The organism is Paracoccus sp. ME4 (genome assembly GCF_046736325.1).
GTDB lineage: Bacteria > Pseudomonadota > Alphaproteobacteria > Rhodobacterales > Rhodobacteraceae > Paracoccus.
Map to the genome: position 1 here is coordinate 390,802 of NZ_CP151277.1, position 25,286 is coordinate 416,087.

Sequence of the window (25,286 nt, forward strand, 5' to 3'; positions counted from 1 at the left end):
CCGGGGCAAGACTCCTGGGTGAGCGCGCATCACAGCGCAGACCGCTAAAGAGGCCACGGGATGTCATCAGCGCATAAGCGTCATGGCGTTTCATCTTGCGTCCCCCTTTCATTGTCTGCGGCGAGGCGGCCTGGTTTCCTGTCTGGAGGCGCTGTGCCTCTCGACTGAAGCAAAGTTAGCCCGTCGCATTCGAAATGAAAAGAGGGAAAATGCGTGGGTGTGCGAAAAAATTAGTTGATGAAGCCCGGCATCGGTCAATCGTGGTAGAGACACCCAGCAATTGCTGGACATCGTCACCCCCGCGGCCCTGACGCACAACCCGCACGACCGACCAAGTTTGCGAAATACTATTTCCTATGAAATTTCTTTATGGGCAGATATGATGCGAGGGAACACGATACGCAAACCTGGAGCCTGAGATGACTGACGCCATGCCACACGAGGCGGAGCCCAAGATCCTGCGGGCGGGAGAACACCTGATTGCTCATAGGATGGCCCGATATTACGCGCTGCTTCTTCCCGTCTACAGCCCAGAGGCCACAGCCATCATCAAGGGCGTGCCCGGCGCCCATTGGGAACGCAGCGACGGGGCATGGCATGTCCGGGCCTCAAACCATCAGACATTGCAGAGGGCCATGGACCGCATTGCCGCGATCCCCGGCATGGACAGGGCCGCCAGGCCAGGTCGCGCCACGGCCACAGGGGTAGGCGCTGCGCAGGCGGGCCGCTCCACCCAGCGGACCTTGGTCCTGGCCGATATTCCGTGCGAGGTCGGCCAGATCCTGTCCTACCGCCGCAAGCCGGTCGCCGTCGAGCATGTGGGTAGAGCCTTCATGGCGGATTCACGCTATGCGAAATGGGGAAAAGCTGATCTTTGTGGCAGGATGGTCCGCTTTGCCTCGCATCATCCGGCCTCCGCCGACGAGATCGCGGCCTGGGAGCGGGTCCTCGAGGAGCGCGCACGTGTCGTGGAGCCTGATCGGGACCACGTCGAGGCGGTGGATGAACCGAACCCCTGACCAAATTCGTCGCGACAAGCCCCTTCCAAGCTGCCGCATTGGTGGGGGAGCCGGAGGCGAGCGACGTCTTCAGTCCGGGCGCGCCTGCGCCCGGACGTAATCCTTTACCGTCTCCAGGCGGGCCCCGCCGCAGCTGGCGACGAAGTAGCTGGGCGACCAGAGCGCCGGCCCCATCCGGCGCAGCGTCGGGAAATCCCGCCGAAGGGTGCGGGAGATGTTCGTCTTGACCGCATTGGCCAGATCCGACACCGGCACTGAGGGCGGCAGCCGCAGCAGCAGGTGGATGTGGTCCGCCTCCGCCCCGAACTCGACCAGCGCGCCGCCGCGCGCCGCGCAGCGGGCCCGCGCCAGGGCCTCGGCCACCTCCAGCATCGGCCCGGTCAGAACCGGCCGACGGCGCGTCGTCACCAGAACCATGTGGTAGCTGAGGCTGAACACGCAGTTTGCGGTATGGGAATTTCGCATAATGCCCGCAACCCGCACCATCAGCTTCCGCCTCTACCCCTTCAGGGCGCAGACCGCGCTCCTGGAGGCGAAGCATCGTATGCTCCGCGATCTGTGGAACGCCGCGCTCGAGGAGCGCATCGGCGCCTGGGCGCGGGGCGTGCGCATCGGCCGGTCCGATCAGGAGAAGAGCCTGCCGGCGATCCGCGCGGATGTGGGCGGATGGCGCGGCCTCGTCCACACCCATGAGGCGCAGCTGGTGCTCAAGCGGCTGGACCTGGCCTTCCAGGCCTTCTTCCGCCGCCTGGCCGCCGGCCAGCGCCCGGGCTTCCCGCGCTTCAGGAGCGCGGACCGCTTCCGCGGCTGGGGCTACAAGGAGCACGGCAACGGGTTCAGGGTCGAGATGCGCGAGGGCTGGCGCCATGGCCGGGTGCGGCTCTTCGGGGTGGGCGAGATGCGCATGCGCGGCCTGGCCCGCACGCCGGGCCGGATCCTCAAGGCGGATGTCGTCCGGGACGTGCGCGGCTGGCAGCTGAGCGTCGTGGTCGAGACGGATTGCGCGGTGCGCGCGCCGGCCACCGGCCCGGCGATCGGTCTCGACTGGGGCGTGGCGGAGTTCGCGACCATCGCGCAGGAGACGGAGGCCGGACCCCGCTTCGAGGCGGTGGCGAACCCGCGCCACCTGGATGCGGAGACGGAGGCGCTGCGCGAGCGGCAGCGCGGCCTCTCGGCGCTGGCCCGGTCGCGCAAGGTCAGCCGGGGCGCGCTGAGGAAGCGGCGCCGGGCTCTGGCCCGCCGGCACGCCAAGGTGGCCGCGCGGCGCAAGGACTTCCTGCATCAGCTGACCGCCCGCATCGCGGGCCGGCACCGGCTGATCGCGACCGAGACGCTCACCGTGCGGAACATGACCGCCTCGGCGCGCGGCACGCTCGAGGCGCCGGGCCGCAACGTGGCCCAGAAGGCCGGGCTGAACAGATCGATCCTGGACGCGGCCCCGGCCGCGTTCCTGAACATGCTCCGATACAAAGCGGCAGAGGCTGGTTCGGAGTTTCTCGAGGCGGACACGAGACGGCTGAAGCCGTCGCAGCGCTGTCCGGACTGCGGTGCGGTCCGGAAGAAGGCGCTGTCGGTCCGCCGTCATGACTGCGACGCCTGCGGGTGCAGCCTTGGCCGCGACGAGGCGGCCGCGCTCACCCTGCTGCGTTGGGGGCTGGCCGAGGTGGCGGCGCGCATTGATGCGCCCGACCTCGGCCCGCCTGGCAACGGTCACCCGGCCGGGACGGTCGGGGTCTCAGACGCGCTAGCGGCCTGAGACCGAAACCCCCTCCAAGCCACGGCATTGGTGGGGGAGGTTCATGTCCTTCGGTCCGTTTCGAGGACATCGCTCGTTACATCGCTGTATTCCGACGATGAATCCTTGCTACAGCAGCCTGAGCTCATGCTTCTGATCGCCAGGCAGAGCCAGAATTCGTCCGGGACCTGCGCATTGCGTCCAGGAAAGTGTAATGCTTTCATGGGTGTTACGATGTTACGGAACGTGACACTTCATGTTACGCTCGCAAGCTGCTGATTCTTATCATCTAAGTGTTGTTGTATGTATTTTGTAACAAGATAGAATTATGAATATATAGAGTCATACGCATGCTTGCGCACACAAACACTCATCCCTCAGCGTTACGTCCGTGACATTGTTACACCCTCGGAAAACTCTGTTTTATCAGTGATTTGACGCGTAACGAACCGATTTCATGACGCTCTGCGCCGGATCATCGTTCCACATGCGACCGCCGCTCCTTGCAAGCCGCCCGGAAATCACAGATAATGCGAAAACGTAATTGCGTATGCTCTGCATGCGCACGCCACGGAGATTGAACCTTGAGCTACCGTATCGTGCCTGTCGCGGAACGCCATATGCGTCGACGCGGGTTTTTTCCGGTCATCGGCGGGGCCTGCATCTTTCCTTCGGGACTGCTGGCAGGGGGTGAGGCGTCCTCCGCGCTTCCGACCACCGGGTCAACCTGGAGCGGTCTGGAGATGACCTTCGGAAAGCATGATGCGAAAGTTGATATCCTTCTCTGGATGAATCTTTCCGATGTCGAATCCGCCTGGAGGTTCGATCCCCTTGCGGCGCTTCTCTTCGACAGGCATGTCCCGGCCGGGAACGTCCGGCTCACGATCCGTGACATCTGCGATGGTCGCCAGGCCCTCTGGGCCGCGCTTGCAGCGCGTAGCGGCGGCCCTGAGCTCTACAGGCAGATGGCGAGCTCTCTCTACATGGGCGTCAGCGATATCGGCTCCCGCGGGGGGGCTGACGAGCTCGCGGCGGCGATCGTTCAGGCCGTCGAGCATCACGGGGTCCCGAGATCGCAGATCATGAGGGTGATGACGGACCGGGACCTGTCCCTGCGGCTCAGCCGCGCGGCAGGGACGGCGCCGGATGGCGCCATGCCGCGAGCATTCGTCAACGGGAAGGATATCGGCCTCGCCGAGCCGGACGTGATCGACGCCAGCATCGCCGAACTGCTGGAGGGCGGGATCTGATGTTCACGTCCATCCTGCCCGCCATCACCATCGCTTTCGTCGGCCTTCAGCCCATCTCAGTTCACAAGGACGCCGCAGACCACCCCCTGGTCGGTTCGCCGCCCGGCAAGACCTATTGCCATTCCGATCATGCCACCCCCCTCCGGAGCGAGCATGCGGTCTGCGTCAGCGGCCCCGGCGAGGAGGTGCTGCGGCTTGAGCACAGACGACCCGAGGATCACCACCCTCCGGTCATTCCGAACACTTCCGGACCAGCCTCGCACTCAGTCACAGCGAATTAGGAATAAGCGAATAACTATAACTGCAACCGACACGGGACAATGCCATCATGGATTTGCTGATCATCCTCTGCCAGTTGCTACTGGCATCATACGTGCTGCTGAGATTGCGGCGCATGATCGTCGGAAAGATCCGCGCGGCCGGCAAGACCCGCCCTCCGGAATTCTATGACACCGCTGGACGTGCGGGCCGACACGACACCTCGTCAAACCCTGCGGCGCGCGGTCATGCGGACGCGGTTCGCAGTCGGCGCCGGTTCGGGGGTGCGCATCACGACCGTGGCGCCTATGGCAGTGATCCCTCCTATTCCGGCGCGGCCCATGGATCTGCCTCGTCCTGCGGCGGGGGTGACTACGGCGGCGGCGGGGATTCGGGCGGTGGGGGATGTGAATGATGGATCCGCTGGACATGAAGGCCTGCACCGCGACGTCGCGGCTCGACCGGTTTCAGGCCCCCATCGACACTTGCGAAATGGGAGATCCTTGCGCGGCAGGCCTCAACGCCTACGAGAATCCCAAGCTTGCGGGCTCGCGACTTGTCCTGGATCTGATCAAAGCGCAGAAGGCGGGGGACGTGATTGCGCAGCCGGCCGCCCACGCGCGTCTGACCCTCGCGATCGTGAGGATCTGGCAGCTCGATCGATCGGGACTGGACGCCATCAGCGCGCTCGAGGATGCTGGCATCCTGATCGGGCAGATTCCGGAGCAGCCCGCCTCCGAAGCGGTGCGACGCCTGTCTGCCCTGGTTCATGGTTTTCCGCAGGATACCGACAAGATGGTCGGAATGCGCAGGTTGCTGCGCGATGCGCTGGAAATCTCCATTCCCGGCATCACCCGCCTGATCGATCAGGGTTGGACACTTCACGACCGGGATCTCCGCCGGCACGGATTTCTCGACCTGATGGTGGAGGCGTATCCCGGCGTATGGGCGCGGCGCCCCTCGGCGCGAAAGAGCCCGGATCGCCAAGGGATCTACATGGCCTCGAAGGCCGTGGCCCATGGTTCGCGCTGGCAGGCGCTGCGTGATGAGGGCTGGCCCATCATTTCAACCTGGATCGATGAATCCGAGGTCGGCGCGACGCTCGACTGGCCGGATCTCTGGGACCGTTGCCTCTCCGAGGTGGTCTCGGCCGAGGTCTGCATCGTCTACATGGAGCCCGGCGAGGTCCTGAAGGGGGCCTGGGTCGAGGTCGGTGCTGCGCTCGCGGCCGGCGTTCATGTGATCGGTGTCGGCATCGATGCGTTCTCGATCGCGAAATCCGGCAAGATCATCATGGCGGGCTCTCTCGAGGAGGCCCTGGACCTGGCCCGCGGCATCATGGATGGCAATGTGCTGCTCCGCGACGGCAACCCATGAGAGAAAAGGCCCCGGGCTTCCCCGGGGCCTTTCTCACTGCGCGATCAAGTCGAACTCGATCCGGTTCACGTCTTCGAGCATCGCCCAGAAACGCTTGCGACCACGGATCTGAAGGTCGGGATGGGCGGTTCGGATCAGGTTGAAGCTGATCGATGAATGGTCCGAGACACCTTTGCGGATATAGAGCCGGTCGATCGTGAGTTCGCTCCCGGCGGGGAGAACCAAGTCGAGCCGGACATGGGTGCGAGCCTCCTGCGCCATCCGTGCGCGGCGTGCATGGCAATCCGGGTAGTTCATGCCTGGCGGATCGACCCGCATGGCCTCGTAGAGCTGTTGCAACTCCGCTTCCATGCGGCCGATATGGTCCGGAATGAGCGCGGCCAGTGGGCCGAAGAGGGTATCGTTGCGCCGCTCCCGGATAAGCGGAAAGGTCCAATCGGCGACGAGGCGGATGCGGGTGCCAATCTCGGGGATGAACATCCGCATCACCCGTCCTCCCCGACGGGGATGTGGACGCCGAAATCCTCGAGCGCGGCCATGAGATTGCCGAACTCGCTCGGCCCAAACCAGGTATGGATGCGTTGGTTCTGCTCTTTTCCGCCCCAAACCCATCCCCCGTCCTCGCCAGGCCGGACCTCAAGTTGATTGAGTCCGGCCGTGGCGAAGGGCAGGGCGGCCTCGACGAGGCGTAGCACCGGATCCGCGGCCTCGAATTTCTCCTCGGGCTCCGTGCCGAGATCGACCTGCGGACGGGGCGCCCAGGTCCAGGGACGTGGCCGGGTGAAACGGATGGAATGGGAGGACATCAGTCCGGAGACGGCCCTTTTCCATTGGTCGTTCCAGGGGAAATCCTCGTCATCGAGTTCGTAATCCGCACCGAAGAAGACCCGGTCCAGCGCCTTCGAAGCGTCCGCCTCTGCCCTCTGCACCCGCACGCCCAGGATGAGGCCAACCGTCATCGGCATGGGCGGGAAGGGGTCGATATCCGATACCAGGTCGACAGCGGCAAGTTCCGCATCCTTCACCATGTCCGACGCCACCATCATCGCGGTGTTCAGCCCGTATTCGAAGATGGCGCTCTCGGAAATCATGCCGACTTCGATCGGATTGAGGATCCGCTCCATGAGAAAGACCTGGCTGCCGGCATCGAAAAGCGCACAGGACCGCATGGCCTCCACAAGCGCGTTGCGGACCGCGTTCGACAGAAAGGGGCCGAGAGGCTCTGCGGATTGATAGGGAATGCCGAAGACGCCAAAGTCGAATCTCTGCCCTCCGTCCGTTGTCATCCGGCTTTCGCAAACAAAGCTTCGGAGATAGCTGCGGAAGCTCTCGAACTGCTTCTCGTTCATCTCCCCCTGGGCCATGCCGATCATGTTGCCGTCGAGGTCGCCAGTGGCGAGAATGCGCATCACCAGCTCCCCGAGGTGTTCGCGGTCGCCGCTCTTGAAGGCCTTTACGACCTGATGCATGTGCAGATGTGCGGCGTTGTCGAAATCGGTCATGCGTCTTGCCTGGTTTGCGAATAATTTTGACCTTAACATATCAACAGCTTCGTCGTCAATGTATCTGTTTTTCGCATAAACATGCGGCGATACGATTGCGAAAAAATATAAGTTCGCTTATCCTGCATGGATCGGAGGGAGCGGCAATTCCATCCGGAACCGACGGAGAGCACTGAGATGACATCCACTGACGACTCGAATGAGAGGATCACCTGGGTCAGGGTGATGTGCGACTACTCGGCCGATCCGCTATGGGGCAGGGATGGCGCGATGCTCGGTCTCGAAGAGGTCGCCATGAGCCCCCGCCTCAAGGGCCGCATGCGGGATTGGGCTGACCGCTTCGAGGAGCTGTCCGCACGCGCCGTTCGCGAGCCTGCAGCCGAGCTTGCTCAGGAATGGACCGCCTTCGCGATGCAGGGCCGCCATATCGCTGCCTCGCTGAAGGAGGAGCGGCGCGACATCACCGTGGTCTATTTCGATCAGTCCCGGATGACGGGCTCCATGGACCAGGAGCGCTCCGAATTCGAATACGAGATGACCACCGAGATGGCTGACCGTCTCTTTTCGGAAACGGACTGGCCGAACGAGGACTACATCATCTGGCGATGCCTGCATTGCCGCAGCCCCTTCATCGGGCCCAAGCGCCAGCCCCACTGCATGGCCTGCGAAGCCGCATTCGTCGCGCCGGACGCGTCGCGGCGCCGGGAGCAGGCGGAGCGCGACGCGCCGCGCCCGGCGATCGCGCCGCCCGAGGATGACCGGCTCGTCCTGGTCATCGTGGCGCCCGACATCGCTACCCGTCGCTCGGACCTGGCTCACCTTGCCGGAAGGGTCACGGTTGGGCGCCATGCTGGCGGAGATACGGGATCTGCACGATGGATCCTGGATCTCCCTGATCGGCAGGTTCCCGTAGACCCCATGGACCTGACCGGCTGGGCCGAGCTGCATGTGGGGATCAAGTCATGAGCGAGGGATACAAGTCCGATCTCGACCCTGCAGCCTTCGAGCATCTGATCTTCCGCATCGCGCAGGCACTGGCCCGGTCTGATGGGGAGGAGGAGGCGGCCTCCTTTGAGGCGCATCGCAGGACGCCGCCCGCTGACGGGGACAGCGAATACGAATTCTATATGGCGACGATCCGTGAGGTGCTCGGCCGTGCGCGCTTGTCCGAGCAGCTTCGGCTCTTCGCGGACGCCGCGATGATTGAGGGTAGCGACCGGCTGGGCCGTTCCGACACGTTGGAGCGCATCGAGGCCTACGCCGCAGCCCATGAGATCGACATCATCGACATCGCTGCCCAGATCGAGAGATCCAGGACACGGGATTCACTCGATCGCGGGGATGACTGGCTCAGGAGCGCAAGCCGGGCACTGGCGGCCAAGCGGCGCAATCTCGGCTTCGCGTTGCGTCTTCGGCTCCAGATCATGCGCCGCGCCGGCCCCATGGGCCAGCAGGACGCGGCCTGGGATGCGGAGGTCGGGCCGACGGGTCCGTCCTCGGGTGCGCAGGCGGCGCGCGACCGGGAATTCGAGCGCATAGAGCGTGAGAATGTCTCGCTGAAGACACAGCTCGACCAGATGCGGGCATCTCGCGACAAGGAGCGTGAGAAACGGACCCGGCAGTTGAGCCGGCTCAATCTCTCCCGCGGCGTGCTCCTGGCACGGATGCGGATCTTCGCCCCCGAGCTGGTCGACGAAGCCATGGAGCATGTCAGCCGATTGCAGGCCGAGCATGACGCTGACCCTTCCGGGGATCCTGAACGCTTCGCCGAGCTCAAGGAGTGGACGGAGGCATGCATCGCCGCGCGCGAGACCGAGGGCACATGAGCGGCTTTGCGATTTTCGCCTGATGATCATATCGTCGGACCAATAAGCGAAATGAGGAATGCAAATGTCCGTTCAGCTCCACCTGATCAATGTTCATGGCGAGGATGTTCCTGTCCTTTGGGACTCCGCGGCCGGCGATGTGCCGGATGCCTTCGAGGCGCGGCAGATCCAGTCCATGGAGGACATGGAAATGGCCCGCCTGAACGGGACATCGAACCGCATCCGCACGATCACCATCGTCGAAAGCCGGGACACGGCCCGCATGATGGCCATGATCGAGCGTGAAGACCACTGCTCACAGGTGGCCATCACCCGTCTGGCGGACGATGCCTGGGTAATCGGTGCGACCTGGTGCGACGGGAGCTATGACTCCGGCATTCCCTGCATTACCGATGCGCGCGTCAACGGCGAGCATATCGAGCTCGACATCGACGAGAGCCTCGAGGAAGAAACCGGCTATCGCAGCCTGCGGGATGACTTCGGTCTCGATATTCTCGAGGTCACCAGGGATGATCAGCCTGCCTTGAACTTCGGGTGATGGTTGCATCATGACGGAGGTCATCACAGAAGCTGCGCGCCATGCTGAAATCCGGGAGGGCGTGCTTGCCCTCTTCATGGAACGGACCCACGACATCCGTTCCCCATACGCACTCTACGACCATCCCCCGATGTGGAACATCTTCGAGGAGGACGGCGCCGTGACGGCCGTCCGTCCGGCCGTCGTGATGGATCGTTTGTATGGGAGCTACTTCGAAACCCAGGGTATCGGTTGGGGCCGGCACAGGGATGGCGAGTGGATCCGGGACGAGCAGCACTACAGCGGCGGCTGGGACCACTTCATCGTGAAGGTCCTCATGCCGGCACTCGCGCGCGGCGCGCGACTGATCGAGCCGGATCGCTTCCCCTCCCTGCAGGGCGGGGGCGAAGTAAGCTATGCAGAGGACCCCGCGCCATGAACCTTCCGATGAACCTCAATCCGGAGCTTGCCGACCGTGCGCGCGAGTTCGTGCTGCGCAAATGGCGTGAGCGTGCCGCGGAACGCAATCTCCCGGCGCCCGAAGACCTCTCGGGCAGCTGCAAGTTCTCCTCCCTTTTTGCCGCGAAGCTCTTTGGCCTGGAAATGCGCGGCAATGAGCAACACCAGTTCTGCATCAGACCGGATGGCTCGATCTTCGATCTGAATGCCGGGGCTGCCGATGTGGCCGCGCTGGCAGATCCCTGGAAACACGATCCTGTCTTCTGGATGAATCCGGACCATCGCGAAGCGATGGAAAGCTGCGAGGCCCGCGTCGCGGCCTGGCTTGAGGATTTCGCGGCCGAGATCTCGGTCCCGCAGATGGTCTATGTGCTGGTCCCAACACCGGAAGGCGGCCTTGCGGGGGTCGGGGCGCCGGGAGATCCGGAAAACGAGATCATCGGTGGAAAGATTGTTTCAGGGCAAACTCTCCGGAAGGCGGCATTGGAGGCGGCGACGGGATGCGGTTGGGCAGTGGCGGGCCTGGAAGACCACCCGTTCATGACGACATCAGGCCCGAACTCGCGCTCGATCTGGTTTCGCGCGGAACGGGCGCAGATCATTTCTGATATCAACCATCAGCCCGATTGCGGCCCGGTGGCCGTTATGCCGGCCGCCGCGGGCGATCTGCATGCGGAGGCCATCGCGCTCTGGCGCGAGCGGACCCCGGCCAAAGACCGTCTGCCTGACCTCTATATCCCCGAGCACCAGACCGCGGGGATCAACTTCCTCTTCCACGACTTCGCAGAGGAAAACCCGGACCTCGATTTCTACCTCCCGCAACCCGCGAGCCAACCGTGGCTGGTCCAGTGCGAAATCTGCGATGATCTGGTCAACTTCTGGCCGCACAAAGGAAACGCGCGGGCGAACGGAACGAACATGTGGATAGGAGGCGACGAACTGCAGGGCATCGTGAATGGGCTTCGGGAGAAGGCCCTTCGTGAACTGGAAACTGAAGCGCCCTCCGGGCCGGAGTTCTGAACATGACCGCCCCATCCGAAGCCAATCTCGAGCTTTACACCCAGGGTTCCTGCCACGTCTTCGCTGCGGCCTGCCTCCTGGCCCATCCCGGCGACTTCCTGGTGGCGCAGGATGCGGGAGAGGCGCACTGGGAGTCGGAGGATGGCGATGTCGACGTGGTGATCCATGTCTTCTCCCGGCACATCCTCTCCGACGGCCAGATCGTCGTCCGCGACATCCTTGGCGATCGCACCTTCGATCATGGCACCATGAAGGACGGACTGAAGGACGAGATCGCGGAACGCTATGGCGTCTGGCGCGACGACGTCAGGATCCGGATCATGAGCCGGGACGAATTGCACGAGCTCGTGGACGACACCGGCGGCGAGTTCGGCCGCATCATGGGATCGACGGACGATTGGGCCGAGATCGAGGATCCGACCGATCGGCCTCTGCACGAGGTGCGCGCCGCGGATCTCGAAGAGGCCCTCGCGCTGGCGGAGGTATGTGCCGTTCCCGGCTCGCGTGCGGCGCCGGAAACTCATGCGGAGGCGCCGGCCCCGGGCCCCTGATCAGGCCGCGGCCGCGCGACCCATGGTTTCGGCATGATGGGCGATTGCGTCCGCCACGTCCTCGTGCCAGGTGATCTTCCCCCGGTGGAGAACGGCGCCACTCCGGCAGAGCTCCTTCACCAGGCCCATCGAATGCGAGACGATCACCGCGCCGGCCCCTTGGAGCCGGTCGCGCAGCGTGGCGTCCGCCAGTGCGCGGAAGGATGCGTCACCGACGGAGCTGACCTCGTCGATCAGGTAGGTATCGAAGCCGATACCCATGCTGGTGGCCAGCGAGATCCTCGAGCGCATGCCTGAGGAATAGGTCCGGTAGGCCTGACGATAGGCCTTTCCCAGGCCCGCGAACCCGGTGACGAAGTCCGAAAGCGCGGCCGGGTCGACACCGTTGATGCGCGCGATGAAGCGGACGTTCTGGGATCCGGTCATGTCCGGATGGAAGCCGGAAGCGAAGCCGATGGGCCAGGACACGCTGCCGGTGATCGAGATCCGGCCGGCGTCGGGCCGGAGCGCGCCGGAGATCATGCGCAGCACTGTGGTCTTTCCGGCCCCGTTGGCGCCGAGGAGCGCCACGGATCTGCCCGTCGGAAAGCAGACCGACGCATTGTCGAGGATCTCTGTCCGCCGCAGACCGTCGCGGTTCGTGCGGGAAACCCCTTGCAGCTCGATCATCAGCGACGATCCCGCATCCCGGTCGCCATCAGCGCGAGGAAGGCCCAGAGCGTGACGCAGCCCCCGAAGACGATGGCCAGCCACTGCCACCGGTTGGGCGTGACCGAGATGCCGGCCGCGCGGGGTTCGGCATGGACGGCAAGATAGGCCCGGCGAGCGTCCGCTTCCTTGCGGGCCATATCCTCGCCGGCGATTGCCGCGCGCCAGGCCTCCTCGGCGAAAGCCAGGTCGGAGACGGCGCGCTCGTAGCCGGAGGCGATCAACGCATGGCCATCCCTTGCCCCGACCAGCTCGGTTTCCGCCGCGATGGCCTCACGCAGATTGCGGATCTGCAGATCGAGCGCCCGGACCCGGGCATCCGCCTCGCCGTCGGAAGAGACGCCGAGCACCCCCGCACGCTGAATCAGCGTGTCGGAGAGCTTCTGGCGCATGCCGGTGAGCACGCTCATGCGGCCCTCGTATTCGACGGCCGGATCGACGACGGAATGCTTCGAGCGGAATGCCTGCAGGGCCGCGCGGGCCTCCTCGGCACGGGTCTCGGCCCGGGCCCGCTCATCTCCCGCAACGCGGGTTGCGTCGCGGACCGCCCGCTCGGAGAGTTCATTGACAAGGACATCCGCCTGGCCCAGAGCGGCCCTGGCAAGACGCAGGGAGGCGTCCCTGTCCGCGGCCGTCACACCGAAGCGCACGATGCCGGTCTGCGGGTCGCGCTCGACATGCGCAACCCGCCCCCAGAAGGCCTCGACCTCCTCGATCGCGGCATCCGGCGCCAGGGAGAAGATCGGATCCTGATCGTGACCCAACGACAGGATTTCCGACAGCGGGATGCCCTGGGACATCATGCGTTCGACGACCTCGCGGCCCGCCAGAAAATCAGCGACCACGCCTGCATCGGATGCGCCGCCGCCCGCGCCGGACATCGCGGCCATCGCGGCCATGCCGCCGCCCATGGACTGCGCCTGCTGGCTGCGCACGGAGAATGAGAAGCCGGTCCGGTAGCGGTCCTGGGCAAATCCCCAAAGATAGACGCCGGTGAGTGCCGTCGGCGCGAGGACCATCGCTCCGAAGACGATGGCGCATCGGAGGCGGCGCCGGTTCGTCGATATCCGGCGCACCGGCGGTGGTGGCGCGGATACGGTCTGCGGCGCCGGTGCGACCTGCGTCAGGGGCGGCCGGTCAGAAAGAGGCTTTGCGGCTTGGCGCAATTGCGCGCCGGGCTCCAGGTTGAAGACGATCGTGCGTGTCATGTATGGGAAAATCTGTTTGAAATTTCATCCATAATGGCATGAACCAATCTGACCGGCAATGTGAATGTGCGAAATCTGTAACGTAACAGTTATCCCACGTCGACGATGCTCATCATAATCGTGCTGGGAGTCGGGAAGGGGACCGGCCAGCCTGCGTATGAAGGCGGCTCACGAGACGGATCCGGCACCCGCGGTTGGTGCGGCCTTGCCTCATGTTCCATCCTTGGGATAGTATGGGAAAAAGAAATTCATACCGCTTGCAGGCATCATCATGCGCGCTGCCCCGACAGCACTTACCGTCATTCCGGCCCTCATGATCCGCGAGGCGATCGTCGTGAACGGCCGGGCGGTGGGCGGCTATGCGTGGGCGATCCTGGAGCCGGTGCTGGGCATCGCGCTCCTGACCCTGGTCTTCTCCGCGATCTCGAGCGTGCCGCCCATCGGCGCGGTCTACCCGCTCTTCTACGCCACCGGCTACCTGCCCTTTCTCTTCTGGAGCCAGGCCCAGGCTCGCCTCATGGGGTCGGCCCGCTCCTCGAAGGCGCTCCTCGAGCATTCATCGGTCACCATTCCCGACGTGCTGATCTCGCGGATCCTGCTGGCGGCGATCACCAGTGCCGTCGTCATGACCCTGATCTACGCCGCGATCCGGCTGATCTGGGCGCCACAGGAGCGCATCGACATCGCGTCCATGTCCGGCGCCTTTGTGATGACCGGTCTGCTGGCCTTCGGGGTGGGCACGCTGAATGCGGGGATCGCAGGCCTCTTCCCGACCTGGGAAAAGATCTGGGGCATCGGATCCCGGCCGCTCTTCATGATCTCCGGCGTGTTCTTTCCGTTCCTCATGCTGCCGGAGACGCTGCGCACAGGCCTGTGGTGGAACCCGCTGGTTCATGTGGTCGGCATGACCAGGGAAGCGGTCTATGCCGGCTACGACGCGAGCTACGTGAGCCCCGCCTATGTGCTGGGCTTCTCTGCCCTGGCCGCCATCACCGGCCTGGCGCTCCTGCTGTCATCCGATCGGGTGCGTGATTGAATCAAGGAAAGGTTTCCGGAATTAGGAAAGTGAACGAGGGCGGCACGCTCGAGGTTGTTGCGGGCGAGCCGTTCCGCGTGGTGCGCGTGAACCGGCCCGGCGGCTACGTGACGACGATCATGCCTACGCAACAGCTCAGCCACCAGGGCACTCATCCGGTCCCGACGGACGATGTGAGGCTGGTCGGCGGCCGGACATGCGTGGAGGAGGAATTCATCATCCTCGACCCTGGCGAGCACGAACTCGTCTTCCGCATTGCCCGGCCCTGGGATCCGGCAGGCGGGGCGGATGTGGTGACGCGGATCGGCTGCCTGGCCGCCGCGGTAACCGCGCGGGACTGTCTCCTCGATGGAGACAGGATTCGGATCGACCGTATTCCGGAGCTGAGCTCCGCCGAGATCGCCCGGATCATCGGGCCCAACGAAGCCGGCCTCGAGGGCGCATCGGCCGACGAATTCATCTGGCACAGCGAGCGGATCCCGCTCGATCGGCTCGTGGCCTGCAACCAGGACGGCGCGGAGCCAGCCGGCGGCTGGAAGGCGGCCTATGAGCGGCATCGAGTATCGGACGAGCGAGCGGTCCGCGACGGCAGTCCGGCCTACGCGGGCCGCCAGGATTGGCTGGAAGGCTGGGCCCGGCAGACGGAGATCTATCCGATCTACCTGCTCGAGGACGCGGGCCGCTACTTCATGGTCGATGGGCATCATCGGCTGGCCGGCGCCCATTTCCACGACGCGCCATTCGTCTGGGCCTTCGTGGGCCGTGCAAGGGAGCAGGCCCGGTGAGGGGCGATGCGGACCGACCGCAATCCCGCGGCATCGTCGCGGCCGCGCTGCGCATCAAGGACGTGACGCTCTCCATGCCGGCGCCGGCCCGGCATGCAGACCTTTTCGCGGCGCTGGTCGGCCTCGGGATCGATATCCACGAGGTCGACCATGTCGACCAGGGCTTTCTCGATCACCGCGGCCTCTATCTGAGCCGGACCAGCGCCAAGATCGTGGCGAACCGGTTCGGGCAGGTGAGCCGGGAGAGCCTGGAGCGGATGCCGGAGCTCTACAGCGAAGACGTCTGGTAGCTACATGAACATCCCGCAGCTCGCCTTCACGTCGAAGCCCACCCGCGACACGACCTTGCTTCCGGGCTCCGACATCGCCGCGCCGACGATCCGCAGCGCCGCCTCGTAGCGTGCCTCCAGGGCCTCGCGGCCGGTCTTCGGCGAGTGGGGGTTGTAGCGCACCAGGTTCAGCTTGGCGCGCAGCCCGTTCTCCCGGACGAACTCCGCAATGGCGCTCAGGTCCCGGTCCGCGTCGTTCTCCCCGTCGATCAGGGCCCAGTGCAGCACCACCTCGCCATGAGCGCGGGCCTGCCACTCCAGGAGCTTTGCCATGACTCTCTGGGGATCCTGGGCGCGCGGCAGCCAGCGTTTGCGGAAGCCCCGGTCGAGCGAGTAGAGCGACCAGTAGATCCGCACCGGCGCCTCGCCAAAGGCGCCGGCAAGGTCCACCCCTGCCGCATCCTGCGGAAAGATGGTCGACAGGTTGATCCGGTGCTCCAGCCCGCGGGCCTCCGCCATCCGCCGCGCGATCGTGGCAAACGCACCGAACCCATCCAGAAGAACCCGGCTCGAGAGCGGTTCGCCGCGGGTCATGAAATTGATGTTCACCCGCCGGGCCGGCCGGTCAAGCCGGTCGTAGTGGTCGAAGACCTTCGACAGCTGCTCCTCCAGCTCGGTGAGGGGCGTCTCCCGGAAGGTGGTCTGCCCGGTCTGCGTCAGATGGCAGAAGCGGCAGGCGTGCCGGCAACCGGAATGCGCGGAGACATAGGCGATGAAATACTCCGGCCGCCGACGCACGTAGCGGCACTCCAGCATGCCGCCATCCGGGGTGGGTCGGGTCCAGTTCACGGAGGCGTCCTCGGCCGAGCGGTGTTCGGTCCAGGCCGGTGAGGCCGGCAGGACCACCCGGCCGTCGGCCGCGAACCCGGCCGCCAACTGCACACCGCGTGCAAGCGCGGCGCGCGCCGGACGGTCGCCGCCCTCCCGAAGCTGCCAGCGGAAGGCGTCCGCATCCTTGCCGGACAGACGTGTCGGGCCGAACTTCGTTGAAACGATCATGTGTTAATCCATCATGGAAATCTTGGGAGGGAGGGAGGGCAGACGATCAGCAGCGGAGCAGCCGATGTATGTGATAGATCGAGTTGTGGGCCTCCTGGTCGCGGTGGGCGACCGTCATGATCACCTTCTCCTCGTCCCCCATCAGGCGCCGGACGATGGCCTGGATCATCACCTCGCAGCGGCGGAGGAGCGTCTCATCCGTGATGCGATCGAAATCGAGAAGCGTCTCCGTCGCACCGATCAGGCCGGAGATGAGGCCCGCATCCTCGCACCAGTCACGGCCGTGCCGCGCGAGATAGGCCGGAAGGATCCGCAGGAGCGGATGATGCAGCTCCAGGACGCCATCATCCGAGCGCCGCAGCATGTTGCTGATGAAGGGTCCATCCGCCATGCGGAAGACGAAGAGCGGATAGCAGCCGTCGTTGCAGAGCTGACGGTTTGCGTCGCGCGCGGGAAAGAGCCCGCTGTCCTTGAAGGCGGCCAGGTGCCGCGCCGGGTCGTCATTGTAGGCCTCGGCCAGGAGGCGGCCATCCTCGCCATGGATCCTGAAGAGGTTGCGCTCGGTGCTGAGCGATCGGGGATGAGCCCTGCTCTGCGAGAAGAGATAGCGCACGAAATTGATCGCATGCCCATGATCGTTGAAGCGGTGCCGTCCGGCCCCGTCACCGTCGAAGGGCAGGAGCCAGATGAGGCCGCGGGTGCCGTCCGGCACGCAGAGCTTCATGCGGAGGGGATGCTGCAGGCACATCGCGCCTCCTCAGAAGGCCGGCTCCGGAAGATCCTCGGCCGGCTCTGGGGCGGCCATCTCCGCGTCTGACAGACCGGCCTCGATCCGCTCCCAATCGTCACGCCAGATCTCTTCATGCTTTTCGGTGAGCCGATCCAAGGCATCGCGGAATGGCAGTCGCCGCTGGTTGAGTTCGCCGACCCGAGTCGAGAAATTGCGGCTGCCGTTCGCTGCCAGATCCTCGACGCCCATGTTCGAGATGTGTCGGCGCAGAGCATCGATCAGCCGGCGACGGTTCTCCGCATGATATTTCGTAAATTCTTCGTCACCGATGATTTCGCCGTCGGCCAGGCCGAGCACCCGCTCAAGGCGGTCGTGCGGGATGATGGTCACGGTCCGCTCCAGGATCCTGATCCTTTCAGGCTCGAGGAGAACGCACATGTCGGCCCCGCCGTGGCGCTCAATGATGTCGATCCGATCGTAGCCCGCATCGATCAGGTCGCGACGGATCCGATCGTAATAGCCGACCTGACCGTCATGATCGCCGTGACGCCTGCATTTGTCATTGTGCCTCGCCAGATCTCCCACGGGCATATCGAAGATCCTGCCGCTGGGCTCCTCGATGCCGTAGAGGGCGCCGTTATCGCCCGCGAAGCGCTTCGCAAGGTCGTAGGTGCTCTCGTAGGCGCACCAGATACCCAGTGCCCCGTTTGAGGCGTTATCCGTGCGCCCAGCCCTGTCGAGCGAGAATGTCCTGAAGATCCTGTTGCTACCGTGCCAAAGCATGTCCGCCTCCCGCATACCATAATTCGCATAGTATCTGCATGGGTGTGAAAATGAAACCGCGCTCATCAACCCAGTGGGGGCGGGCAGCATGCAAGTCCGACACACCCGGGCATGGCCTTTTCATCGCGACCTGCAGCCAGGCATATGGCGCAATTTCGCTCACGGATTGCGAATGAGAAAAAACCATCATTATAGAGCTTCTCTGCCTCTGTGCGGGGCGATATAATCCTGTTGCGCTGCTGGATGGCGTTTTTTTCCGAGACATGAATTGGGAAGCTACAGCCCCGACCCGAACTTCATCCGTGAACAGATCCTCGCCGAATGCGCCATGCTCGAGGCGCCGCATGATCCCTACTGCGCGCTGCTGCTTCAGCATGCCCTGCGCCTCCCTTTCATGGAGATCCCGCGCATCCCGAACGCATACCGTTTCCAGCCGGAGGCCTGGATGTGCCATGCCAATGCCCACAAGGCGGTGCGGATGGATCGCACCAGGCGCACGCGCGCGGTCTACGGATGGTGGAATACCGGTGCCGCACTGGTCTTTCACTCCGTCGTCGAGCGGGACGGCAAGATGTTCTGCATCACCCCGGTGGTCTCGGATGACAGTGAGGCCGGACGAAGGCTGCTCTTTGCAGAGGACCCGCGGATCAGGCTTGAGTCGCTGGACGAGCATTTCCACTTCAGGATCTTCAAGAAGCCGGTGCCGGCCAGGCTGACGCTCTCGCGTGACATCGACCTGAGCGTCGCGCGTCAGATGCGGCAGAAACTCATGGCGGGAGTGGATCCGGCGCGAATCGCGCGCGAGCCGATCATCCTGACCTGAAAAAATGTGAAAATATAATATCAGATTTTACCGCAGCTACGGTTGCCCGACTCAAGGAAGAACCCTCATGGAATTGCCATCGATCACCAGTCTCGACAAGCAGCGCCTGCGGGCAGGCTGGCGGATGGAGAACGGCCTCGATCATCTCGCCGACTTCGCTGTGCGCGGCAAGCCCAAGCTGCATGGCGTTTCCATGACAATCCGCGCCCGTTCCGATGCCGGGGGGCGGAGCATCGTGCAGAGCGCATTGCGCAAGGGTGGGGATGCCTCGGGCCGGGCGTTGTCCGGTTACGGACGGATCCGGGAGGAGGTGGAGGCTACACTTTTCGCCGGGCGAAACATGGCCTGGGGAGAGCTGGGTATCTTCGGCGAGTGGGCCGGACCCGGCATCCAGAAAAAGGACGCGGTCACCAGGATCGACCGGCCGCGCCTCTTCGTCTTCGCGGCCTGGTTCCTGAACGGCGGATCGGCCCTGAAAATTGCGGATCAATACCGCGCGGGGGGTGGTGGCATCGACGTGCGCCACGTGTGGCGCAACACCGATCTTCTGACTTGCCCGGATGCGCTGTCGCGTATCATCAACCCCTGCGAGCATGTCGAGATCGTGCCATGGGTGACGGATGATCTGCGCACCGAGCTGCTGGACGACGGGGAAGCGGAACGGGTGGCCGGGATGGTGAACGGCTACGTCGATCGGTGTGCGGTGGAGGATCCCTACATTCGGGATCGCTTCGGCGTTGCCGGGCCCGGAGAGGGGCTCGTCATGATGCCGGTGTCGATGGCCTTCAGGGACGCGACGCTGAACGACTTCTCGGAGCTTTCCTGGAAGGCCAAGACCAAGGCCCATTCCGTCAAGCATGTGGCGAGACCGGCCGTTGTGAAATTCGAGGCACCCGCAAGCATCGAGCGGCTTGTGTGCGAATTCGTGACGCAGGCTCGTATCGATCAGATCGCCGGTGAGCGGTTTCCGGGAGAACAGGCCTTGAAGACGCGGACCGGCCAGTTCATCACCGCTCTTGTCGAGGACGTCATGAAGGAATCCGCCGAAGAGCGCGCCGCGCTCGGCGCGGATGAGCTCATGTTGCTCCCGGCGCTGCGCGATGCGGCGCGCGAGGCCTGGCTGGCCCGCTGTGAAGCCGAAATGGAGATGCCCGCCCCGTGAAGATCCTCGCGGTCTCCGATCTGCACTACGACCAGTGGTTGCCGGGGGGGCACGATCCGATCGGCCCCTTGGTCAATGACCTGAGCGACCTTGACGCGCTGCTGATCCTTGGGGATCTCAGCAATGATCCCGAAGCCGGTTGGCCGACGGCATTCGGCCATCTTAGGGAGGTGATCGACCCGGCCAAGATCTGGCTTCTTCCGGGAAATCACGACTACTACGGCTTCCGCCTCGACGGTGATGGACGTCTGCGCGAGATCGCAGAAAAATCCGGGGTCAATTTCGTGCAGAAGACCACATTCGAGCTCGGAGGCGTGCGCTTCCTTGCCTGCACGCTCTGGTCCGACTTCCGGCTCCGCGGTAATGCCCAGCATGTCCTCGATCTCGTGTCGGCGACCCGCTTCAAGGACTACCAGTGCATCCGGCGGAGCGCCGCGGGACCGCTGGCGCGGCCGGCAGACACGATCGCGGTCTTCGAGGATCATCTCGAATGGCTCACGGGCGCGCTGGGGGCGCCCCATGCCGGCCGGACCGTGGTTCTGACACACCACGTCCCGAGCCGCAGCCTGTCTGGGCGCCTGGATGATGCCAGCCCCGCCTATGGCTCCGATCTCGACGCGCTCATCCATCTCTCCGGACCGGACATCTGGCTCTGCGGACACACGCATCGCCGGATCGATGCGGTCGTGGGAGGAACGAGGCTGCGCAATGTCTCCCTGGGATATCCCTGGGAAGTGAGGGCAGCCGATCACCGCCAGATCCTCATGGCCGGCCTCATGGATACGGAGCTTCCGGGTCTGCTGGTGTCGGAATAGGCATGCCGGGGCGGCGGACATCCTCGGGTTGTGTTGCGTGTCGGGCTGATACGGCGCATAGATATTCCATATTTTCGGAGAGGGCGGGCATGGACAGCAAGCAGAGAGACAGCGAACGCATCAACCACGCCTATGCCGAGGCGCAGGGGGGGCTTTCCGGCATCGTCTCGGCTGCCGGAAAGGTTTGCCGCATGCTGTGGAACGCGCAGATGCGGCTTCTCGTGTCCATCAACGCCATGGATCCGTTCCGCAGACATCCGTGGCTCTTCGTGGGGGTCGGCGCGATACTCCTTGCGGTGGTGCTGCCCATCGGCGTGGCCTGGGTCGTCGTGGCGCTCTTTGCTCTCCAGAACGAGCCCCTCGCGGAGGAGGACTTCATCGTGGAGATCGAGACCGCACCCAAGGTCATGACGCCTTGGGACGCACTGGCACGCCAGCCGGACGTCATGATGATGCTGCAGCGCATAGCATCTGCCGGAGACGTCGGAATGTCCGTCCAGGAGCTACAAGCCGCAGTGGGAACCGAGCATGCCCGAGTGCGCCGCATCGCGGGTGATCTCCTGTTGAACGGCAAGATCGCGTTCACCGATGGCCGGGACAAGCGTTACCGCATCACGGATGAGGGGCGTGCCTGTCTCCCCGCCTGAATATGAGCAGACCCGGACCTGGACCCTGGAGGTAACGAGAAGGGCGGGCCAATGGCCCGCCCTTCTGCGTGTATTTCCCGGAGGCGACCAGGTGCATTTCCTCGCCCGGGCCGTCGTAAGCCCTGGCTGGTGGTTCATGCTCTTTGGCTTTTGATGATCTGCATGGCAACATATGCGGGAATGACGACGTATCCAAGGGCGGACAGAAGCACCATCGCCACCAGGTCCGAATTGCCGCTTGAGTTGGCCACCGAAAACATCAAGATCCACAGGACGAACATCCCGATGCCCAACAGTCCCGCGATGCAGCCGGAGATCATCAGGAACATCGCGACCAGCTCCAGGATCACGCTCTGGCCGTTAAAGACCGTGTAGGTGAGGATCAGATACCCGGCCGTCCAGAACGCCAGCCCCGGCAGCGTAAACGGGCTCCCCCCCGCGGATTGGAACTGCATGAAGGAACACCAAACCAGGAAGAACCCTACAATCGTGCCCAAAAAGGGAAACGTAAAACGCCATGCGCTGCTGATCATTTCAATACTCCGAATCGGGTTAATTTCACGAAGTTACCATGTTCGAGCAAATCCCATAGCACGATAATCGAGTGCAGATCTGACAAGGCCCGGGCATTGCCCGGGCCTGCGCGACCGGCCGGTGGTTCGGCTCTACTTCTTCTGCCCCATGAGCTTCAGCAGGTGCAGAAAGAGGTTCACGAAGTCCAGGTAGAGCGACAGCGCGCCCCAGACGGCCGCCTTGCCGATATCCTCCGCGCTGGCCGAGCCGCGGTGCTCCAGGTAGATCTGCTTGATCTTCTGGGTGTCCCATGCGGTCAGGCCGGCGAAGATCGCGATGCCCGCCACGTTCAGCGCAAAGCCCATGGCGCCGGACTGCAGAAACAGGTTCACGATCGATGCCAGGATGAGGCCGATGAGCCCCATGACCAGGAAGGCGCCGATGGCGGACAGGTCACGCTTCGTGGTGTAGCCGTAGAGCGACAGGCCCGCGAAGGCGCCCGCGGTGACCAGGAAGGTGCTGGCGATCGAGGCGCCGGTATAGACCACGAAGATGCCCGAGAGCGAGACGCCCATCAGCGTGGCCAGCCCGTAGAGCAGGATCTGCATGACCGCCTTCGACATCGCGTTCGCCGCGACGCCCATGAGCAGGATGATCAGCAGCGGCGAGAAGAGCGCGGCCCAGCCCAGCAGGCGCATGCTTCCGGTTTCCGCATCCACCACCATGCCCAGGAGGGCGGGGGATGTGCCGAAGGCCCAGGACACCAGGCCGGTCAGCGCCACCGCAACCGCCATCATCCCGTAGACCGCGCTCATGTGATCGCGCAGGCCGCCGTCGACGACCCCACGCGAGCCCGCGTCGCCGGCGAAATGCGTGCTGTCCTTGCTATTCATCCCGGTATCCCTTCTCGAGCGTGTTATGCGAATAAATATATACATCTTCTATTGCGGCGCAACTGCAAAACAGGATATGATACTGGTATTCGCATAGATGGAGACGTTCATGGCCAAGTCGCTCGAACTCGGATTTTGCCGGGATGATCCGCAGGGCCGGACTTACCGCCTGGTCCTGCGCGATTACAACGGCATGGATGTGGACCGCACCCAGATCTTCCGCATGACCCATGGGCAGGCCCTGTCGCTGGCCGCGGCCGACCGGCTGATCCGACCGGGTCGGGGATGCCCGGCTTTCACCGAGCAGGAGTTCGCCGCCGCCGCCCCGGCCATGCTTCAAATCCTGAAGGTCCCGGATCGCGAGCCACTGACCCTGGCATGGGAGGGTCGGATCGCGGGGGTCAGCATCGGTCGACTCTCGGACGAGAAGGTCCGGATGGTCTGCGCCGAAACCAGCCCGGTCTTCGAGGATGGTCAGCCCGACTGGGACCAGCGCGACATCGAGATCCTCGAGGACAAGGCGGTGGAGCTGCGCCGTGAGCTGGAGCGGCTGGAGCTGCGCATCGAGGAGCGCAGGCAGGCCCGTGCCGCGGCGAGTGACCATGCCCCGGCGCCCTGAAACCCATACCGGCCTCATGAGCCGGGAGGCCTTCGGGGCCGCTGTCTTCGCGCGCGACCGGCATCGCTGCGTGGCCTGCGGGGCGCAGGCGGTCGATGCGCATCATATCCTGGACCGCAAGCTCTATGCGGATGGGGGCTACTACCTTGGCAACGGGGCTTCCGTATGCGGTCCGTGCCACCTGGAGGCTGAGAAGACGCTGATCAGCGTCGAGGCCCTGCGTGAGGCTTGCGGCATCGTGAATCCGCCGCTGCCGAAAGGCCTCCGGGATGCCGCGATCAACGACAAGTGGGGCAACGAGATCCTTTCCGATGGCCGCCGCCTGCCGGGGCCGATGATCGGGGACGACGGTGCGCGCAAGATCCTGGCGCTGGCCGGGATCCTTTGGTCGGGGTGTTTCGTCGACGAGGACGGGCGGCCGACGGTGTGATCACAGGCTGATTGTCGCCATGCCGGCACATAAAGCCATCAGGATATTCGCATCTTCCTTCCGGTGTGCGGATTACGCGATTATGCTCACCCTGAGCGATAACAATGGAGAACATCGTGCTTAAATCCCTCATGAGCAGCATCGGCATCGGCGGCGCCAAGGTGGATACCGTTCTGGACGATCCGCGGGTGATGGCCGGCGGGGTTCTTTCGGCGCGCTCGATCATCACCATGGGCAGCACCGCTCAGATCGTGAGGGCGGTGGAACTGCAGCTCGTGACCCACTGCCTCGTGGAAAAAGGCGACACGAGGGTCCCGGCCGAGATCCTGCTGACCTCCGGGCGTGTCGAGCCTGGCCCGATTGCCGCAGGCGACACCCGCGAGCTCGTCTTCAACATCGACATCCCCGATGCGGCGCCGCTTTCCGTCGGAAGGACCCGCACGGTCCTCAGGACGAAGCTCGACATCGCGAATGCGATCGACCCCAAGGACTCGGATGAGGTCATCATCCTGCCCACCCGGGCAATGTCGGCGGTTCTTGAGGGCATGCAGGCTGCGGGCTTCAGGCTGGCTACCGAAGAGGTCGAATACAATGCCCGCCGGAAGCAGCCATTCGTTCAGGAGTTCGACTTCAGGCCGACCGGCCTCGGCACGTTCAGGTTCCGGGTCGAGGAGGCCGAGATCTCCTTCAGCCCCATCCGGGGCGGCGTCGAGGCGACGCTGACCGTCGACCGTCGCGTTGGCCTCATTCAGGCGGGTGGGGAGCGCAAGACGAAGCTGAAGGTGCGCGAGGCCGACCTGCCGAACATGGACCTTGCTGCGGAGCTGCGTCAGGCCATTGCCTTGCTCGCGCGCTGAGCCGTGCATCTCCGGAGTTCAGGGGGCGAAATGCTCCCTCTCCGGATCAGCATCCTCGCGCCGGCGTCCGGTCGCCGGGTGCCGGTGCCAGCCCTCCGGCTCGTAATCTCCCGGAGGGTCCTGGGGCCATGAGGCAAGGGCTTCCAGGGCCCGCTCTCCGCTGGCGTAGCACCACCGGTCATCGTAGTTCGTCTCATCCAGCAGGCTTCCGGTGATGATGCTCCAGTGAAACATCAGGGGTTTGGCCATCACGTAGCGATCGCCCGGGAGGATGCGAACCCATTCCGGACGCACGATCCCCTCATACCCGGTCGCCCGGATGAACTGTTCAAGTCGTTCGCTCATTTCCGCTCCTTCGAATCGGCCCTATGCCCGCACCGTCATTCGAAGACAAGCAGGACGTATGCGAATACGTTTTCGACAATAGACGTTTCA

33 protein-coding genes are annotated in these 25,286 nt (G+C 64.3%); 22 read left to right on the plus strand and 11 right to left on the minus strand.

Annotated elements, in window-relative coordinates; all coding sequences use genetic code 11:
* The first annotated feature begins 419 nt into the window (after positions 1-419).
* Positions 420-1,019, plus strand: coding sequence for a hypothetical protein (locus tag AACG61_RS17685; protein ID WP_411839675.1), 600 nt, complete (start codon positions 420-422; stop codon positions 1,017-1,019).
* Positions 1,020-1,088: 69 nt separating this feature from the next.
* Here the strand turns inward: AACG61_RS17685 and tnpA are convergent, their stop codons facing one another.
* Positions 1,089-1,505 (minus strand): IS200/IS605 family transposase, encoded by a 417-nt coding sequence (gene tnpA / locus AACG61_RS17690; RefSeq protein WP_411839676.1) that lies wholly within the window; start codon positions 1,503-1,505, stop codon positions 1,089-1,091.
* Here tnpA and AACG61_RS17695 point away from each other — a divergent pair.
* The 5 genes from AACG61_RS17695 (at position 1,486) to AACG61_RS17715 (ending at position 5,639) form a co-directional block, all read left to right on the plus strand.
* A complete protein-coding gene (locus AACG61_RS17695) occupies positions 1,486-2,775 on the plus strand; it encodes an RNA-guided endonuclease InsQ/TnpB family protein (protein ID WP_411839677.1) in 1,290 nt (429 codons plus the stop codon). The two genes, tnpA and AACG61_RS17695, sit on opposite strands and share 20 nt — an antisense overlap.
* Before the next feature lie 563 nt (positions 2,776-3,338).
* The gene (locus AACG61_RS17700; protein WP_411839678.1) at positions 3,339-4,004 is read left to right on the plus strand and encodes a hypothetical protein; all 666 of its coding nucleotides are present in this window, start codon (positions 3,339-3,341) and stop codon (positions 4,002-4,004) included.
* Positions 4,004-4,285 (plus strand): hypothetical protein, encoded by a 282-nt coding sequence (locus tag AACG61_RS17705; RefSeq protein ID WP_411839679.1) that lies wholly within the window; start codon positions 4,004-4,006, stop codon positions 4,283-4,285. The genes AACG61_RS17700 and AACG61_RS17705 overlap by 1 nt, the downstream gene beginning before the upstream one ends.
* Before the next feature lie 47 nt (positions 4,286-4,332).
* Entirely contained in the window at positions 4,333-4,677 is a 345-nt protein-coding gene (locus AACG61_RS17710; protein WP_411839680.1) for a hypothetical protein, read from the plus strand.
* Positions 4,674-5,639 (plus strand): hypothetical protein, encoded by a 966-nt coding sequence (locus AACG61_RS17715; protein ID WP_411839681.1) that lies wholly within the window; start codon positions 4,674-4,676, stop codon positions 5,637-5,639. The genes AACG61_RS17710 and AACG61_RS17715 overlap by 4 nt, the downstream gene beginning before the upstream one ends.
* 33 nt (positions 5,640-5,672) lie before the next feature.
* On the opposite strand, the gene AACG61_RS17720 is transcribed toward AACG61_RS17715, so the two are convergent.
* On the minus strand, positions 5,673-6,125 hold the full coding sequence (locus AACG61_RS17720) for a hypothetical protein (RefSeq protein WP_411839682.1): 453 nt from the start codon (positions 6,123-6,125) through the stop codon (positions 5,673-5,675).
* On the minus strand, positions 6,125-7,141 hold the full coding sequence (locus tag AACG61_RS17725) for a hypothetical protein (protein ID WP_411839683.1): 1,017 nt from the start codon (positions 7,139-7,141) through the stop codon (positions 6,125-6,127). The genes AACG61_RS17720 and AACG61_RS17725 overlap by 1 nt, the downstream gene beginning before the upstream one ends.
* 177 nt (positions 7,142-7,318) lie before the next feature.
* Between AACG61_RS17725 and AACG61_RS17730 the strand changes: the two genes are divergently transcribed.
* From AACG61_RS17730 to AACG61_RS17755, 6 genes are all read left to right on the plus strand, one after another.
* Positions 7,319-8,107 carry a hypothetical protein gene (locus AACG61_RS17730; RefSeq protein ID WP_411839684.1) on the plus strand — a complete coding sequence of 263 codons (789 nt, stop codon included), beginning with the start codon at positions 7,319-7,321 and terminating at the stop codon, positions 8,105-8,107.
* Complete coding sequence (locus tag AACG61_RS17735; RefSeq protein WP_411839685.1) at positions 8,104-8,967, plus strand: hypothetical protein; 864 nt, start codon at positions 8,104-8,106, stop codon at positions 8,965-8,967. The genes AACG61_RS17730 and AACG61_RS17735 overlap by 4 nt, the downstream gene beginning before the upstream one ends.
* Positions 8,968-9,031: 64 nt before the next feature.
* Positions 9,032-9,505, plus strand: a complete 474-nt coding sequence (locus AACG61_RS17740; protein WP_411839686.1) for a hypothetical protein — start codon at positions 9,032-9,034, stop codon at positions 9,503-9,505.
* A gap of 10 nt (positions 9,506-9,515) precedes the next feature.
* Positions 9,516-9,923, plus strand: coding sequence for a hypothetical protein (locus AACG61_RS17745; protein ID WP_411839687.1), 408 nt, complete (start codon positions 9,516-9,518; stop codon positions 9,921-9,923).
* Complete coding sequence (locus AACG61_RS17750) at positions 9,920-10,963, plus strand: hypothetical protein (protein ID WP_411839688.1); 1,044 nt, start codon at positions 9,920-9,922, stop codon at positions 10,961-10,963. The genes AACG61_RS17745 and AACG61_RS17750 overlap by 4 nt, the downstream gene beginning before the upstream one ends.
* A 2-nt stretch (positions 10,964-10,965) precedes the next feature.
* On the plus strand, positions 10,966-11,514 hold the full coding sequence (locus AACG61_RS17755; RefSeq protein ID WP_411839689.1) for a hypothetical protein: 549 nt from the start codon (positions 10,966-10,968) through the stop codon (positions 11,512-11,514).
* On the opposite strand, the gene AACG61_RS17760 is transcribed toward AACG61_RS17755, so the two are convergent.
* Together AACG61_RS17760 and AACG61_RS17765 are read right to left on the minus strand one after the other, a co-directional pair.
* Positions 11,515-12,183: an ABC transporter ATP-binding protein gene (locus AACG61_RS17760; RefSeq protein WP_411839690.1), complete on the minus strand. Its 669-nt coding sequence runs from the start codon at positions 12,181-12,183 to the stop codon at positions 11,515-11,517.
* Positions 12,183-13,430 carry a hypothetical protein gene (locus AACG61_RS17765; RefSeq protein ID WP_411839691.1) on the minus strand — a complete coding sequence of 416 codons (1,248 nt, stop codon included), beginning with the start codon at positions 13,428-13,430 and terminating at the stop codon, positions 12,183-12,185. Before AACG61_RS17765 ends, AACG61_RS17760 begins: the two co-directional genes overlap by 1 nt.
* A gap of 271 nt (positions 13,431-13,701) precedes the next feature.
* Here AACG61_RS17765 and AACG61_RS17770 point away from each other — a divergent pair, with 271 nt between their 5' ends.
* Genes AACG61_RS17770 through AACG61_RS17780 form a run of 3 tightly spaced genes read left to right on the plus strand, consistent with a single transcriptional unit; the run spans position 13,702 to position 15,541 of the window.
* On the plus strand, positions 13,702-14,466 hold the full coding sequence (locus AACG61_RS17770) for an ABC transporter permease (RefSeq protein WP_411839692.1): 765 nt from the start codon (positions 13,702-13,704) through the stop codon (positions 14,464-14,466).
* A gap of 29 nt (positions 14,467-14,495) precedes the next feature.
* A complete protein-coding gene (locus AACG61_RS17775) occupies positions 14,496-15,251 on the plus strand; it encodes a hypothetical protein (protein WP_411839693.1) in 756 nt (251 codons plus the stop codon).
* Positions 15,248-15,541, plus strand: coding sequence for a hypothetical protein (locus tag AACG61_RS17780; protein WP_411839694.1), 294 nt, complete (start codon positions 15,248-15,250; stop codon positions 15,539-15,541). Before AACG61_RS17775 ends, AACG61_RS17780 begins: the two co-directional genes overlap by 4 nt.
* On the opposite strand, the gene AACG61_RS17785 is transcribed toward AACG61_RS17780, so the two are convergent.
* From AACG61_RS17785 to AACG61_RS17795, 3 genes are read right to left on the minus strand one after another with little or no spacing between them, the layout of a single operon-like run.
* The gene (locus AACG61_RS17785; RefSeq protein ID WP_411839695.1) at positions 15,542-16,579 is read right to left on the minus strand and encodes a hypothetical protein; all 1,038 of its coding nucleotides are present in this window, start codon (positions 16,577-16,579) and stop codon (positions 15,542-15,544) included.
* A gap of 46 nt (positions 16,580-16,625) precedes the next feature.
* A complete protein-coding gene (locus AACG61_RS17790; protein ID WP_411839696.1) occupies positions 16,626-17,327 on the minus strand; it encodes a hypothetical protein in 702 nt (233 codons plus the stop codon).
* Between the two features lie 9 nt (positions 17,328-17,336).
* The gene (locus AACG61_RS17795) at positions 17,337-18,107 is read right to left on the minus strand and encodes a hypothetical protein (RefSeq protein ID WP_411839697.1); all 771 of its coding nucleotides are present in this window, start codon (positions 18,105-18,107) and stop codon (positions 17,337-17,339) included.
* Positions 18,108-18,360: 253 nt separating this feature from the next.
* Here AACG61_RS17795 and AACG61_RS17800 point away from each other — a divergent pair, with 253 nt between their 5' ends.
* The 4 genes from AACG61_RS17800 (at position 18,361) to AACG61_RS17815 (ending at position 21,539) form a co-directional block, all read left to right on the plus strand.
* Positions 18,361-18,915, plus strand: a complete 555-nt coding sequence (locus AACG61_RS17800; protein WP_411839698.1) for a hypothetical protein — start codon at positions 18,361-18,363, stop codon at positions 18,913-18,915.
* 67 nt (positions 18,916-18,982) lie between these two features.
* Positions 18,983-20,077 carry a hypothetical protein gene (locus tag AACG61_RS17805; protein ID WP_411839699.1) on the plus strand — a complete coding sequence of 365 codons (1,095 nt, stop codon included), beginning with the start codon at positions 18,983-18,985 and terminating at the stop codon, positions 20,075-20,077.
* Complete coding sequence (locus tag AACG61_RS17810) at positions 20,074-20,892, plus strand: metallophosphoesterase (RefSeq protein WP_411839700.1); 819 nt, start codon at positions 20,074-20,076, stop codon at positions 20,890-20,892. The genes AACG61_RS17805 and AACG61_RS17810 overlap by 4 nt, the downstream gene beginning before the upstream one ends.
* 89 nt (positions 20,893-20,981) lie before the next feature.
* Positions 20,982-21,539, plus strand: a complete 558-nt coding sequence (locus tag AACG61_RS17815) for a hypothetical protein (protein ID WP_411839701.1) — start codon at positions 20,982-20,984, stop codon at positions 21,537-21,539.
* Positions 21,540-21,673: 134 nt separating this feature from the next.
* Here AACG61_RS17815 and AACG61_RS17820 read toward each other — a convergent pair whose 3' ends face one another.
* Both AACG61_RS17820 and AACG61_RS17825 read right to left on the minus strand, forming a co-directional pair.
* Positions 21,674-22,072 carry a hypothetical protein gene (locus AACG61_RS17820; protein WP_411839702.1) on the minus strand — a complete coding sequence of 133 codons (399 nt, stop codon included), beginning with the start codon at positions 22,070-22,072 and terminating at the stop codon, positions 21,674-21,676.
* A 132-nt stretch (positions 22,073-22,204) separates the two neighbouring features.
* Complete coding sequence (locus tag AACG61_RS17825; protein WP_411839703.1) at positions 22,205-22,945, minus strand: Bax inhibitor-1/YccA family protein; 741 nt, start codon at positions 22,943-22,945, stop codon at positions 22,205-22,207.
* Positions 22,946-23,042: 97 nt separating this feature from the next.
* Here AACG61_RS17825 and AACG61_RS17830 point away from each other — a divergent pair, with 97 nt between their 5' ends.
* From AACG61_RS17830 to AACG61_RS17840, 3 genes are all read left to right on the plus strand, one after another.
* The gene (locus tag AACG61_RS17830; protein WP_411839704.1) at positions 23,043-23,564 is read left to right on the plus strand and encodes a hypothetical protein; all 522 of its coding nucleotides are present in this window, start codon (positions 23,043-23,045) and stop codon (positions 23,562-23,564) included.
* Positions 23,565-23,580: 16 nt separating this feature from the next.
* Positions 23,581-23,994, plus strand: a complete 414-nt coding sequence (locus AACG61_RS17835; protein WP_411839705.1) for an HNH endonuclease — start codon at positions 23,581-23,583, stop codon at positions 23,992-23,994.
* A gap of 131 nt (positions 23,995-24,125) precedes the next feature.
* Positions 24,126-24,851 (plus strand): sporulation protein, encoded by a 726-nt coding sequence (locus AACG61_RS17840; RefSeq protein ID WP_411839706.1) that lies wholly within the window; start codon positions 24,126-24,128, stop codon positions 24,849-24,851.
* Between the two features lie 18 nt (positions 24,852-24,869).
* Here the strand turns inward: AACG61_RS17840 and AACG61_RS17845 are convergent, their stop codons facing one another.
* Positions 24,870-25,196 (minus strand): hypothetical protein, encoded by a 327-nt coding sequence (locus AACG61_RS17845; RefSeq protein ID WP_411839707.1) that lies wholly within the window; start codon positions 25,194-25,196, stop codon positions 24,870-24,872.
* Between the last annotated feature and the right edge of the window lie 90 nt (positions 25,197-25,286).

What these genes read in the sequence shown, in the direction of transcription:
- AACG61_RS17760 (WP_411839690.1), bottom strand. Translation starts at nt 12,183, where the DNA reads ATGATCGAGCTGCAAGGGGTTTCCCGCACGAACCGCGACGGTCTGCGG.
- AACG61_RS17785 (WP_411839695.1), bottom strand. Translation starts at nt 16,579, where the DNA reads ATGATCGTTTCAACGAAGTTCGGCCCGACACGTCTGTCCGGCAAGGAT.
- AACG61_RS17830 (WP_411839704.1), top strand. Translation starts at nt 23,043, where the DNA reads ATGGAGACGTTCATGGCCAAGTCGCTCGAACTCGGATTTTGCCGGGAT.
- AACG61_RS17835 (WP_411839705.1), top strand. Translation starts at nt 23,581, where the DNA reads ATGAGCCGGGAGGCCTTCGGGGCCGCTGTCTTCGCGCGCGACCGGCAT.
- tnpA (WP_411839676.1), bottom strand. Translation starts at nt 1,505, where the DNA reads ATGGTGCGGGTTGCGGGCATTATGCGAAATTCCCATACCGCAAACTGC.
- AACG61_RS17755 (WP_411839689.1), top strand. Translation starts at nt 10,966, where the DNA reads ATGACCGCCCCATCCGAAGCCAATCTCGAGCTTTACACCCAGGGTTCC.
- AACG61_RS17740 (WP_411839686.1), top strand. Translation starts at nt 9,032, where the DNA reads ATGTCCGTTCAGCTCCACCTGATCAATGTTCATGGCGAGGATGTTCCT.
- AACG61_RS17710 (WP_411839680.1), top strand. Translation starts at nt 4,333, where the DNA reads ATGGATTTGCTGATCATCCTCTGCCAGTTGCTACTGGCATCATACGTG.
- AACG61_RS17840 (WP_411839706.1), top strand. Translation starts at nt 24,126, where the DNA reads ATGAGCAGCATCGGCATCGGCGGCGCCAAGGTGGATACCGTTCTGGAC.
- AACG61_RS17725 (WP_411839683.1), bottom strand. Translation starts at nt 7,141, where the DNA reads ATGACCGATTTCGACAACGCCGCACATCTGCACATGCATCAGGTCGTA.
- AACG61_RS17685 (WP_411839675.1), top strand. Translation starts at nt 420, where the DNA reads ATGACTGACGCCATGCCACACGAGGCGGAGCCCAAGATCCTGCGGGCG.
- AACG61_RS17765 (WP_411839691.1), bottom strand. Translation starts at nt 13,430, where the DNA reads ATGACACGCACGATCGTCTTCAACCTGGAGCCCGGCGCGCAATTGCGC.
- AACG61_RS17715 (WP_411839681.1), top strand. Translation starts at nt 4,674, where the DNA reads ATGATGGATCCGCTGGACATGAAGGCCTGCACCGCGACGTCGCGGCTC.
- AACG61_RS17750 (WP_411839688.1), top strand. Translation starts at nt 9,920, where the DNA reads ATGAACCTTCCGATGAACCTCAATCCGGAGCTTGCCGACCGTGCGCGC.
- AACG61_RS17825 (WP_411839703.1), bottom strand. Translation starts at nt 22,945, where the DNA reads ATGAATAGCAAGGACAGCACGCATTTCGCCGGCGACGCGGGCTCGCGT.
- AACG61_RS17790 (WP_411839696.1), bottom strand. Translation starts at nt 17,327, where the DNA reads ATGTGCCTGCAGCATCCCCTCCGCATGAAGCTCTGCGTGCCGGACGGC.
- AACG61_RS17745 (WP_411839687.1), top strand. Translation starts at nt 9,516, where the DNA reads ATGACGGAGGTCATCACAGAAGCTGCGCGCCATGCTGAAATCCGGGAG.
- AACG61_RS17770 (WP_411839692.1), top strand. Translation starts at nt 13,702, where the DNA reads ATGCGCGCTGCCCCGACAGCACTTACCGTCATTCCGGCCCTCATGATC.
- AACG61_RS17705 (WP_411839679.1), top strand. Translation starts at nt 4,004, where the DNA reads ATGTTCACGTCCATCCTGCCCGCCATCACCATCGCTTTCGTCGGCCTT.
- AACG61_RS17805 (WP_411839699.1), top strand. Translation starts at nt 18,983, where the DNA reads ATGGAATTGCCATCGATCACCAGTCTCGACAAGCAGCGCCTGCGGGCA.
- AACG61_RS17795 (WP_411839697.1), bottom strand. Translation starts at nt 18,107, where the DNA reads ATGCGGGAGGCGGACATGCTTTGGCACGGTAGCAACAGGATCTTCAGG.
- AACG61_RS17815 (WP_411839701.1), top strand. Translation starts at nt 20,982, where the DNA reads ATGGACAGCAAGCAGAGAGACAGCGAACGCATCAACCACGCCTATGCC.
- AACG61_RS17820 (WP_411839702.1), bottom strand. Translation starts at nt 22,072, where the DNA reads ATGATCAGCAGCGCATGGCGTTTTACGTTTCCCTTTTTGGGCACGATT.
- AACG61_RS17735 (WP_411839685.1), top strand. Translation starts at nt 8,104, where the DNA reads ATGAGCGAGGGATACAAGTCCGATCTCGACCCTGCAGCCTTCGAGCAT.
- AACG61_RS17730 (WP_411839684.1), top strand. Translation starts at nt 7,319, where the DNA reads ATGACATCCACTGACGACTCGAATGAGAGGATCACCTGGGTCAGGGTG.
- AACG61_RS17720 (WP_411839682.1), bottom strand. Translation starts at nt 6,125, where the DNA reads ATGCGGATGTTCATCCCCGAGATTGGCACCCGCATCCGCCTCGTCGCC.
- AACG61_RS17695 (WP_411839677.1), top strand. Translation starts at nt 1,486, where the DNA reads ATGCCCGCAACCCGCACCATCAGCTTCCGCCTCTACCCCTTCAGGGCG.
- AACG61_RS17845 (WP_411839707.1), bottom strand. Translation starts at nt 25,196, where the DNA reads ATGAGCGAACGACTTGAACAGTTCATCCGGGCGACCGGGTATGAGGGG.